Annotated in this window: 11 protein-coding genes; 3 read left to right on the top strand and 8 right to left on the bottom strand. The window is 43.5% G+C overall.

Annotated elements, in window-relative coordinates; genetic code table 11:
• Positions 1-30: 30 nt before the first annotated feature.
• The 6 genes from AC1DPK_RS12280 to AC1DPK_RS12255 form a co-directional block, all read right to left on the bottom strand.
• A complete protein-coding gene (locus AC1DPK_RS12280) occupies positions 31-936 on the bottom strand; it encodes an IS3 family transposase (protein ID WP_477510501.1) in 906 nt (301 codons plus the stop codon).
• Positions 932-1171 (bottom strand): hypothetical protein, encoded by a 240-nt coding sequence (locus AC1DPK_RS12275; RefSeq protein ID WP_477510497.1) that lies wholly within the window; start codon positions 1169-1171, stop codon positions 932-934. The genes AC1DPK_RS12280 and AC1DPK_RS12275 overlap by 5 nt, the downstream gene beginning before the upstream one ends.
• A gap of 85 nt (positions 1172-1256) precedes the next feature.
• Entirely contained in the window at positions 1257-1445 is a 189-nt protein-coding gene (locus tag AC1DPK_RS12270) for a hypothetical protein (protein ID WP_477510496.1), read from the bottom strand.
• A 653-nt stretch (positions 1446-2098) separates the two neighbouring features.
• Positions 2099-3784: a type 2 periplasmic-binding domain-containing protein gene (locus AC1DPK_RS12265; RefSeq protein WP_441884206.1), complete on the bottom strand. Its 1686-nt coding sequence runs from the start codon at positions 3782-3784 to the stop codon at positions 2099-2101.
• Positions 3785-3889: 105 nt separating this feature from the next.
• Positions 3890-5500, bottom strand: a complete 1611-nt coding sequence (locus tag AC1DPK_RS12260; RefSeq protein WP_477510495.1) for a response regulator transcription factor — start codon at positions 5498-5500, stop codon at positions 3890-3892.
• The gene (locus AC1DPK_RS12255; RefSeq protein ID WP_477510494.1) at positions 5478-7319 is read right to left on the bottom strand and encodes a cache domain-containing sensor histidine kinase; all 1842 of its coding nucleotides are present in this window, start codon (positions 7317-7319) and stop codon (positions 5478-5480) included. Before AC1DPK_RS12255 ends, AC1DPK_RS12260 begins: the two co-directional genes overlap by 23 nt.
• A gap of 141 nt (positions 7320-7460) precedes the next feature.
• On the opposite strand from AC1DPK_RS12255, the gene AC1DPK_RS12250 reads away from it, so the two are divergent.
• From AC1DPK_RS12250 to AC1DPK_RS12240, 3 genes are all read left to right on the top strand, one after another.
• A complete protein-coding gene (locus AC1DPK_RS12250) occupies positions 7461-8411 on the top strand; it encodes an ABC transporter permease (protein ID WP_339207058.1) in 951 nt (316 codons plus the stop codon).
• A 15-nt stretch (positions 8412-8426) separates the two neighbouring features.
• Entirely contained in the window at positions 8427-9299 is an 873-nt protein-coding gene (locus tag AC1DPK_RS12245) for a carbohydrate ABC transporter permease (RefSeq protein WP_339207057.1), read from the top strand.
• A 181-nt stretch (positions 9300-9480) separates the two neighbouring features.
• On the top strand, positions 9481-9894 hold the full coding sequence (locus AC1DPK_RS12240) for a DUF5412 domain-containing protein (protein ID WP_477510493.1): 414 nt from the start codon (positions 9481-9483) through the stop codon (positions 9892-9894).
• Positions 9895-10438: 544 nt separating this feature from the next.
• Here the strand turns inward: AC1DPK_RS12240 and AC1DPK_RS12235 are convergent.
• A complete protein-coding gene (locus AC1DPK_RS12235; RefSeq protein WP_076271479.1) occupies positions 10439-11269 on the bottom strand; it encodes a carbohydrate ABC transporter permease in 831 nt (276 codons plus the stop codon).
• A gap of 12 nt (positions 11270-11281) precedes the next feature.
• Entirely contained in the window at positions 11282-12181 is a 900-nt protein-coding gene (locus AC1DPK_RS12230; protein WP_441884191.1) for a carbohydrate ABC transporter permease, read from the bottom strand.
• Positions 12182-12203 lie beyond the last annotated feature (22 nt).

Here is a 12203-nt window from a genome sequence, read left to right as displayed (position 1 = left end):
CACATGCGCACTCATTCTTATTCAATCGCATCATACTGCAATTTTTTGAGGCTTTAGTTTTTCAGAAAGTATCAACTGTAAATATTCGTAAGGTGACCAGTCCTGAAGACTTCCATGAATACGGACTTGGTTGTAATAACGGATAAAYCGATCTACTTCCTTGAATGCCTCTTCGTAGGTCTCAAAGCAATGACGTTGGTAACATTCTCGTTCCAAAATACTGTGAAACGATTCGATGTAGGCGTTCTTGTTGGGTGAACGGTTCGGAATACGTTCGTGCTCAAGCGGAGCTTGCTCACAATACGTATAGAARGCCTTGCTTATAAACTGCGGACCATTGTCGGTTCGGACAACCAATTTGTGTGCTTGCTCGTGGATGTTGCGCTTCAAAATCGCCTTTTGTACCACCGTTATTATGTCGTTCGTATTACAGGCTTTGCCTCGATGATACGAGATAATGGCACGGTCAAATACATCAATTATGCTTGCCAGATAGAAGTGTCGCCGCTGACCAGCTACATAGCCGTATTTAATATCCAGCTGCCATAGTTGATTAGGGCCGTCCACTACACGGTTATTGGCTATTCGTTTCGGTACGGGATTCGCTGCCTCTCGCTGAGGAGCAAGGATTTGAAGCTCTTTGCACAGTCGATAGATCTTCTTCTTATTAATGACGAGTTGGTATTTTCGACGTAATAAGACGGTAAGTTTACGGTAGCCGAATGCAGCATTAGGTCCTTTAATGAGAACACGAAGCCAGCCTTTAATGCGAGCATCCAAGACGACATTGCCACTTTTATCATAGGAATAGCCCGGAATTGGCCGCCCCTTTCCTTTAGGATGACATCGATCTGGATGTTGAAGGCGGTAGTAATACGTTGAACGAGGTAGGTCACAGATGCGCAATACCGTTCGGACGGGATAGCCTCGCTCAATCCATGTTAACGCTGTCTCCAGTCTGGGTGCTTTTTTTTACCAAATCTCTGAGAATGCTTAGTTCCAATTCTTTCTCTCCAAGCTGTTTTATTGCTTGATCATATTTAAGCTGCAAGGCTTCCAGCTTGGCTGACATACCATGTTTTCTGGCTACAACCTCCGTACGGTAACCAGCTAACACTTCTACAACAAGCTCCTTTTTCGCTTCAACCGGGCATCTAAATCGTCTTCTCACTGGTCATTCCCCCACCATAAATTTAGTGTAGCTGAAAGGAGTGGGAGTGTCCAAATGGATTAGGGGGCTATATAGATAGGATCCGTTATTCTAGTAAAAAGACAATAAATTCAAGCACTTTAGCCCAAATAGCGGAACATATGTCCGTTAGCTCTACAAAAACAGCCGATTCTACACAAATAAGCGCTCTGGTGTCCGTTACGCTCAAGCAGGTCTGCTTCATCCATCCACTTAGCAGCATTCTACAACGAATCATTTGCCACACACACAACATCCGCGCTGCTCCCGGCCCAAACACACCACCATTATTGTTCCACAACTAATTGTCCACTAACTACACACAACCCGCTAGCACAATTCCACACATGAGCGTCCGCTACAAACACACCACCATTGCCGTTCCACTCTTAATAGTCCACTACATACAACCCGCAAGCACAATTCCGCACATGAGCGTCCGCTATAAGCATACACAATTACTGTTCCACAACCAATTGTCCACTACACACAACCCGCGAGCATAGTTCCGCACATAAGCGTCCGCTATAAGCACACCACCATTACTGTTCTACAACCAATTGTCCACTACACACAACCCGCGAGCACAATTCCACACATGAGCGTCCGTTACAAACATACCACCATTACCGTTTCACACCCACTAGTCCACTACAGACTACCCGCTATCAAAGTTCCGCACATGAGCGTCCGACATTCATTCATTTAATCATTCACTTACTGAATTACTGACTTACTAACTATCTACTCACCGCCAACACCGCTCCATAAACAACATTCCACCTCGCAAGCACCACCCGCTCTATCCCCCTTTTTTATCTTGTTGGTGCCACCCACCTCCTCCTCCTTTCGCACCACCAACCCATCACACAAAAAAAAGCCCGCAGTAGACTCTGCGGGCCAAGATCTTTATTTTTTAGAAACGGATTGGAACCACTCATTAACTTCTTTCGTGATTTGGTCTCCGCCATTTGCTTTCCAGCTGGATACAAACTCATCGAAAGCATCAACCGGCAATTTGCCGTAGATGATTTTGTTGAACGTTTCCATCTCGGATTGACGTAGCAAATTCCATTTCGAAACCATTGTTTCTGTTGCTGCACCTGTAAAGTAGTTTTGTTTGCGAATATCCTTTTGATCCATAACGACTTTTGCTGCATACCAGTTTTCAGGTTTGCGGAATTCAGCCGTTTGTTTCTCGTAAGGTGTTTCCGGAGCAACTCCGTCAGCAAGCTTAACCAAAGTTGTCATAAATAGATCAGGAATACGAGCCGGACCTGTAATGAACGGGAATTCGTTCGTAAATCCAGGGATTTTATCCTTGTTGCTCGTTGGTTGACCGTCTACGATATCCCAGTCATAGCCTTGAGCAAAGCCATGCTCATATTTGCTTCCAACCGTAGGATTCGCTAGGTTTTCAAGCAAGTAGTTGTAGTACAAGAAAATAGCTTCCGGATGCTTCGCATCCTTGTTGATCATAATACTAGCGTTTACGCCAGAGTTCTGCCATTTTGTACCCATGTAACCGTCCGGACCTGCAGGTACCGGGTAAGCTTTATATTTGGAGCCTGGTACGTTTTTCAACAAATCTGGAGCCGGCCAATCTGGTACCCAGTTTGCGCCTGGCAAGATGCCTGCTGCGCCTTTTGTCCAGCTTTCTGCTGACTTGCCTTCATCCCACAAAGCGGAGTCTGCATGGATATAACCTTTGTTCATCCATTCTTGAAGCTTCGCAAGTGCTGCTTTTGCTCCTGGATTTACGGAACCGTATTCAAGATTTCCGTCTTTATCTTTGTTCCATTGCTCTTGAACAGAACCGTAAGCACCGAATAACCAATCAAGTCCGCCCATCCAAGTGTTCGTAGCGCCTTTCAAAGAAATCGCTAGTGGATAAACATCTTTTGGCGCTAGGCCGTCAGGGTTTTCGTTTTTGAATTTGTCCATAATGACTTCTAGATCTGCAATTGTTTTTGGAGCCTCTAGTTTCAGCTTCTCCATCCAATCTTCACGAAGCCAAAGCAGCGTGTTGTCATTGTTCGTATACTCCATCAATGGCACATTGTATTTCTTGCCGTCTCTTGTGAAGGGATACCAAAGCTCAGGGTTTTTCTCAGCATGGTCCTTCCAAACTTTTGTTGCGTACTTGTCAAACAGCTCATCAATTGCAATAAATTGACCAGAATCGATAAGTTGGTTAGTCAATACAGCGTTTGTTGGTACCTTTACAAAATCCGGAAGCTTCTCGCCTGAAGAAATAGCAAGTTGAAGCTTTTGTCTGTATTGATCATCACTTGCTGGATACCAAGTATCCTTATGTTTAATACCAAGTGTTTCAAGCATCCAACGATCGTGGACGTTGTTTTCCTTCGTATCGCCTTTACCGCCATAGTTCTTAATCGGCATCAATACGGTGCTGATTTCAATCGGTGGATCGTATTTGCCAGCGGCGAATGCGCTATCAGCTGTACTAGTACTAGTATTCGTTGAACCTGACTCTTCTTTGTTTACGTTCTTGCCGGTATTACCGCTGCAAGCTGTAACGAAAACGAGTCCCAAAGCTGCAAGTAGAAGCCCTGCTTTTTTGAATTTAGCCATTTTTCTTTTCCCCCTACGGTGTAAGATCCTTACATGAGTAACTTTAACAATTTGTACGGGGGGGTATCTATAGGACATTGTTAGTTTCCATAGGACTCTGTTAGGCTATTGATTGCCGTCCCTATATTCCTGCGGTGTTACACCATACTGGCGTTTGAACACTTTGATAAAATAAGCCGGGTCCAAATAGCCGATTTCCATGCTAATTTCATAAATCTTTTTGCTAGTCGTTTTCAGCTTATGGCAGGCTCGTTCCATGCGCAGACGTGATATATAATCACTTATGCCTTCACCCGTCTCAATCTTATATATTTTGGACAGATGGGTAGGATGCAAATTCACATGGTCAGCGAGCGCTCGCAAAGAAACGTCTTCGTGAAGATGCTCCTCCGCGAAATTTTGAATCTTCTTCACATAAGAAGAACGTATATCTTTAATTTCACTTGAGGTGCCGTCCTTCAGCTTCGAAAGCACGTTAAGCGACCATTTGCGCAGCTTGCTGATCGATGTAAAAGCTTCTCCGCTTTGCAAAGGCTCCATATCTGCCCCTAGCAGCTTGACCAGCGTATGCCCGTTCCGATGTGCCAGCTGTGTGAACGAGGAGGCGATCAAAAATCCAGCCTCCATGCAATGCTCCCATGAGTCGGACCATCTCTCGTCGAGCTCCGCGCAAACGCTTACCAGCTTATCCTCCGCAGCCTCCCAGCGCCCTGCCTCTAATAAGCTAATCAGAGACGGCGGCATATAAAGAGCGTCCAACGGACCATGCGATACGCTTGGCTCCATATCGCCAACCCGCATAACAAATTCTCGCTCGTCCCCTACGATTTGCCTAAAGTAAGCAAACGATTTGCGATAATTATCCTGAAGCTGTTCAGGAAACTTGAAAGATTCTGATAGTACGATGGATAAGGATCCTTTCAAAAATTGTTTTACTTTATGCTGAAGCTGAATCGCAAGCTTCTCCAAAATCTTCTCTTTTCCAGGGATTGAACCCTTATCCTTCAGTTGAAGCAAAAACACTAAATAACCATGCTCCTCCTTTACTCCCCATACTTCAGAAAATTCACTGAAGATCTCTTCCGCCATATTGATAATGGCATATTCCATCAGCTGTTGACCGTTACTTGTATATTGCCCAAATTCCTCTTCCATACGTACAAGCAGCAGTGTGCAATCTCCATAACTGAACGGCAAGCCATAGCTTTCAAGCTTTCGAGTCCATTCATCCGCAGACATTCGGTAGCCTTTTAACGCATCAATCAGCAACTGACCGCGCAGCAGCGGCAGATTCTCCCTCAGCGTGTACTCTGTCCGCTCCTGCGAGCTGACCGCTTCCCATTCCGCTTGCAATTGGTCAATCGCAGTCTTAACCGCGCTGAACAGTTCGTTATCCGTTGGCGGCTTTAGCAAATAATCTACCGTTTGATTTTGGACCGCTTTTTTGGCAAATTCAAAGTCCGAATGTCCTGATAAAATAATACATTTCATTCTTTTATCGCGTTCCCGTATTTTCTCTATGAGTTCAAGCCCCGTCATTTCGGGCATTAAAATATCGGATATGACAATATCAATGGGATTCGTTTCTATAATTTGAAGCGCCTCATGTGCAGAGTAAGCTTTATGAACCTGCTCAATACCAAGAGTATGCCAAGGCTTGTGCATCGATAAATTCTCTACCCAGTGTGCTTCATCATCTACGATTATCATCTGCATGTTGTGTATCTCCTTGTAAAGTAGGATAAGGTCTCTGTTCTTCTCCAGATGCTGTTTCCCATACGATTTCTGTCCGAAATCCTCCTAATGGCGATTTTTTGAAGCATAAATAAGATTTATCGCCAAATTGATGAATGATACGCTGATTCGTATTCCAAAGTCCGCAGCCCATTTCCTCTTTCAATGGCTCACTCATTTTTGTATTCAACGCTTCAAGCACACTTGGCTCAAGCTCCGGGCCATCGTCATCGATATATATTTTGCATAACCCGTCTGACATCTCGCCGGTAATTCGAATTTCTCCAGATGTATAGGATTTCCCTATACCATGAATGACCGCATTTTCTACGATAGGCTGAAGCATAAGCGGCGGTATGCGCTGCTTCAGCATTTCTGCTGGGATATCTATTGTATAATCAATTCTGCCGTTGCGCAGCTTCTGAATGTCCAAATAATTAATGAGTAATTTAATTTCTTCATCCAGCGCGGCGGTTTGTCTCTCCGTTCGAGTCGTATAGCGATAATAGGCGCTTAAATTGTATGCCATCGACACAACCGCTTCCTGTTCTTTCATCTGTGCCATATTAATTATATAGCCCAAACAGTTATATAGAAAATGCGGATTAATTTGAGCCTGTAATTGCTTCAATGTCGCTTCCCTTGACCGAATTTTTTCATTCAGTACATTTTCAATTAAATCTTGGATTTGTCGTGACATATCGTTAAAACGGTAAAATAAAAATGAAAATTCATTATTTACGCTTGAGCTGATCCGAAACGAGAAATCCCCCCGCTGTACGCTTTGCAAACCTTTAATCAATTGCCTGATCGGCCGCTGCACATTACGGTAAAGCAGGATGGAAGCAGATATGCCCACAACAAATAACAAAATCATCGAAACATAAAACAAATTGCGAGTGATCGATATCGGCTTCAATATTTGATCGAGCGGAACAACGTCAACCAAATGCCAGCCCAAATAAGTGGATTTAACCGAGCTCACCAAATAGTTCTCACCATGCAGCTTCACTACCTGCTGTGTTGTGTCTTCCAGCGACTGCTCGTCCAAGTAGGAAACCAACTCTCCTGAAAGCTGTTGATCCGCACTGCGGTTCGTAATCGGAGCGTCACCTTTATGATAAAAAATCGGATCACCCTGTCCGCCTGATTTATAGGTGTCCAGCATGTTTTGGATATTTTCATAACTGAAGCTCGCTTCAATGACCAGATTGCTTCCATTCAGTTTACCTTGCTGGCCATATGATTCGGTATAAAACCAATGAAAGTAACTGGGCTCATTATCGGCCTTAGCTTCGCCATTGCCATAGGTCCATTTCCCGCTCATGTTTCGCTTTAAAAATTCCTCATCGTACTCAGCAGGATTGTTGTAATTTGATATCAACTCTTTGTTTTGTTGCGAGTATACGGTGTATCTGACTGGCCATATGTTAATGACGCCTGATTGCAGTGCCATCTTCTCTTGAACGATAAACCTAGTCTGCATGCGGTCATAACGATCTTCCCATATTTTAAGCCCATTAAATCTCTGCACATTCGGATCTTTCGAGAATGTATTGGAGAAATCGACCATCTGATTAATCCGCGAGTCAATTTGACTGGACAAAAAGGACAACTGTCTCGTGTTCGATAGCTTAAGCTCCTTGCTGACAACGTTAAAGGCCACGTCGTTTGAATACGTATACATGATCACAATGGGGATGAACAAAATTAAGATCAACCCATTCATTTTAGAAAACAGACTAAACCGAGCACCCATCTTTCTTTTGACAAAAGCAAGACCGTTACTAATCTCCATCATTCATTCCTCCAGACGATATCCCCTAACAAAACCATATCAATCCTAACATTATCCTATAGTCCAGTAAGAGAAATGCTTGTTACTATATATAGCAGGGTTTCTTATTATACACAAACCAATTTTATGGAACGGGGGATAGCTATGGAAGCAAACACAGAAAAGCAAGTGACTTTGGAGACCACACCACGAGCAAAAACAAAACACAAATATAAACAACCTTGGATGCTGCATTTCATGGTGCTGCCGGCGGTACTTTCGGTTTTCATCTTCTCCTATATACCGATGACAGGTATTATGATGGCATTTCAAGACTATAAAGCTTCACTTGGAATGATGGGCTCTCCATGGGTAGGCTTGAAGCATTTTGAATACATGTTTCAAAATGATTATTTCTTGCAAATTACGTGGAACACCCTATTTTTTGCTTGCTCCAAAATCGTGCTGAACTTAATCATTCCGTTCATTTTTGCTTTGCTTCTGAATGAAGTCAGGAACATGGGGCTCAAAAGATCCATCCAAACGCTCGTCTATCTGCCGCATTTCCTTTCCTGGGTCACGCTATCCGGAATTTTGATCGATATGCTCGCACAGACAGGAATTATTAATCAATTTATTAGCAATGTATTCGGCATTAAGCCGATTTTCTTTTTGGGCGATGGCGCCTGGTTCCGCTTCACCATTATTTTTAGTGATGTGTGGAAGGAATTTGGATTCAATACGATTATCTTCCTTGCAGCGCTTGCCGGTATTAATCCAGCACTTTATGAAGCTGCTGAAGTTGACGGTGCAGGCCGTATCAAGCAAACGACGCATATTACGATTCCATCTCTCATTCCAATTGCGATTGTAGTTGCAACCTTGGCGCTTGGTAACGTACTAAATGCAAACTTCGACCAAGTGTTCAACTTGTACAGTCCTTTGATTTATCAGCAGGGTGATATCATTGACACCTTTGTCTATCGTGAAGGTCTACTCAGCGGTCAATTCAGCTTTGCAACAGCAGTTAGCCTGTTTAAATCAGGGATCAGCTTGATTCTAATCGTAATTTCTTATCGTCTTGCTTATAAATTTGCCGGTTACCGAATCTTCTAGAAAGGGTGACAACGTATGCACCATAAAACACTGCCATACCGTATTTTCAGCATATTTAACAACGTGTTTTTGATTCTTCTTTCCATATTATGCTTGCTGCCGCTATATCACCTTCTCATGGTTTCCATGAGTGCGTCCGCTCCCGCCAACGCGGGATTGGTCACTTTTTGGCCGATCGGTTTCACATTAGAAGCCTATGCCAAGACGTTCAACAATAGCAATTTCCTAACTTCCTTGTGGGTGTCGACACAGCGGACTATCCTTGGTACGGCGCTTGCTATGCTAGTTAGTACACTTGCTGCTTATGCGCTGTCCAAAGATTCTCATATCTTCCGCGCTCGCAACGTTTATCTTTGGTATTTTGTCGTAACGATGCTATTTGCAGGCGGACTTATTCCAAGCTACCTCCTCATCCTTAAGCTCGGACTAATGAATACTTTATGGGCGCTTATCCTACCAGGTACAGTCGGCGTTTATAACGTTATTCTTTTGCTAAACTTCTTCCGTACTGTTCCTAAGGATCTGGAAGAAGCTGCTTTTATTGATGGAGCCGGCCAGCTGCGCACTTTCTTCATGATTTATTTGCCGATCTCCTTGCCTGCGATTGCAACGGTTTCCTTGTTTATTATGGTCGGACATTGGAATTCCTATTTCGACGGTATCATCTATATGAAGGATGCCGAGAAGCTGCCTCTTGCAAGCTTCATGCAAACGATTATCGTTCAAAAGGATATGACTAAGCTTGATCCGCAAATGGTTGCCAATATGTCGCAAAGAACCATTAGCGCATCGCAAATCTTTATCGGCGCATTACCGATTCTGTTGGTTTATCCTTTCTTGCAGCGTTACTTTGTAAAAGGGATTGTCATTGGTGCGGTTAAGGAATAAGCTCTTGCTGCTTCCCAGCTCCGATTAATAAAACTAAAAGCAGCCCGATTGGGCTGCTTTTTTTGTTTTATTCGGCAGGGCATCGTTTATATCTAATTGTTGTTATGATTCGCATTCGGTTTCTCCGGAGTGTAACTTGTGATATTCTAATGTTATCCAAATTTTCCAGTAAATGATACCGTTGTTCGATGAAGATATTGATGTTCAAGCGGCGAGCGAGAAAAAGAAAATTTTAAAAAAGCTGCTCATCATATTTATTTCTATCTGCACATTCTTCGCCTTAACTATTGGTGCTGGTGTTTATTGGCTCTTCTATGACATGGGCAGACTGCCGAAGGGGAAATTTCTTATAGAGGCAGCTTCCCCTGATGGGACTTACAGTTTAAAAGCGTACCTTACAAATGGAGGAGCGACTACTCCTTTGGTGATTCGCGGTGAATTGGTATTCAATAAACGCAATCATAAAACCAAAAACATTTATTGGAGCGCTCACGAGGATCAAGCGGTCATCACTTGGAGCGATAACGATACCGTAACCATTAATGGTCATAGCCTTGACGTTCCTCACGATAAATTCGACTATAGACATCCATAATGACGAGCTGGCTTGCCCTGCACAGCAAGCATTATCATTTCGAGAATGTGCGTAAACACTTAGTCTCTTCTGCCAAATGACCCCATACTCGACTCAAACAAATTTAGATCTACATTCTAGTCCTATTTTCATCAAAACAGCCCTCTTCGCAAAAATAGGACTAAAAAATAGGCTTATTACCGCTCAAAACCTGCCAATTTCCCCATAGTATCCATTTCAGACAAAAATAGAGCTACAATCTAGTCTTATTTTCGCCCAATCAGCCCGCTTAGTAAAAATAGAGCTAGAAAATAGGCTTATTTTCGCTCGTGAGCTGCCAATCGCCTCTTTGTATCCTTTTCGGACTAAAATAGATCTACAATCTAGTCCTATTTTCGCCCAATCAGCCTTCATCACAAAAATAGGTCTAGAAATTAGCCTTATTATCGCTCACAGCCTGCCCACTGAGCACACTATGTCTCACTATGCATATGTGAATCAATTAAAAACGGGGCTGTCCCAAGAGGTCTAAATGACCTCAGGACAGCCCCGTTTGGTTACTATGTTATTTACCGCCGGTAAACGTAATTCCTTTAATAAAGAATCGATTGAAGAACGCATAAATCAGCAGCGCTGGAAGCGTAAATACCATCGATGCAGCCATAATGTAGTTCCAGTGGCTAATGTACTGCCCTTTGAACGTATTCAGACCGAGCGTTAAAGTAAACATCGACTTATCGGACATGAACATGAGCGGCTTCAGGAACTCGTTCCATGCACCCATGAAAACGAAGATCGTTTGAGCTGCTAATGCAGGTATCGCAAGCGGCAATGCAATTCGGAAAAACACGCCGAACCGATTAAGCCCGTCCATCTCCGCTGCCTCCTCAAGCTCTTTCGGGAAGCTGAGGAAAAATTGCCGCATCATAAAGATAAACGTCGCATTCGCCATCATCGGCAAAGTCAGTGCGGCATAGGTGTTCAACAAATCGAGCTGCTTCATAATTAAGTAAGCGGGTACGATCGTCAGTTGGCCTGGAATCATCTGCACCGCTAGGATAAGGATGAACATGATTTTGTTGCCGGCAAATTCAATACGTGCAAGTGCATAACCCGCCATTGAGTTGAACAGCGTATTGCAAACCGTCGCAACAACTGCAATCAAGGCACTGTTGTACATCCACCTGAGGAAAAGCGGCTCTTTCACGAAAATATCATAATAGTTCTGCAAGGTGAATTCTTTCGGAATAAAGTTGATGCCCCCGGAAACAATCTCACTGAGCGGCTTAAACGAAGAGGAAAGCGCCCATAGAAAGGGAGCAACAGTGATGCAGCCGTATGAGAATAACAGGAAATAAAGAATCGCCTTTCCCCATTTGGATTGTTGAAATACCATCTAGTCGCCCTCCTAGTTCAGCTTTTCTTCGGCAAATAGCTTACGCTGTATCAGCGTCACGATCATAATGACAGCAGCCAGCATGACAGCGAGCGCAGAGGCATAGCCGAAGTCGAGATTTTTGAAAGCATATTGATAAATAAGCAGAGCTACGGTCAAGGTCGAGTTATTCGGTCCGCCTGAACCTGCTGAGAAAATATAAGATTGGTCGAAAAGTTGGAAGGTACCGATAATACCCATAACGACCGTAAAGAAGGTCGCAGGCTTAATTAGCGGCAGCGTGATGGAAATAAATCTCCTCCAGCCTCCTGCTCCGTCAAGCATAGCTGACTCGTACAGCGCATCAGGAATGTCTTGTAATGCAGCCAAGAAAACAACCATAAAGAATGGAGCGGTAGACCATATATTCATAAGCATGATCGCCTTCATGGCGACCGCAGGATCTCCAAGCCAGTTGTATCCATGCAAACCGATAAATTCAAGCACTCGGTTCAAAAGACCGTTTGAATTGTATATCCACATAAATATAAGTGATAGTACCGCCGACGAAGTAATGGTCGGCATAAAAAATACGATACGGAAGAAGTTTTTGAATTTGAGCTTAGCATTCAAAATAACAGCTAGTAAAATAGCAAACACCGTTTGCAGCGGCACAACAAACAAAGCAAAGGATGCCGTGTTCTTAAGCGCTATCCAGGCTCTTTCATCGCCTGCCATACGCGTGAAGTTTTTAAATCCTACCCATTTGTAACTTACTTCGCCAAGCAGATTCACCTTATGTCCCGATAAATAAAGGGAATAGAATACAGGCAAGAACAAAAAAGTACCAAGAACTAGAATGGTTGGAAGCAGGAACAGATAGCCGGTTACGTTATTTTTCAGCTTTTTTCTCCATGAAGAGACATGGGTCATGCTGCACCTTCTCCTTTCATAT

This window comes from Paenibacillus sp. 01T424 (genome assembly GCF_056398745.1).
Note: the sequence above shows the minus strand (reverse complement) of the source record. Positions and strands in the feature narration are given on the sequence as shown.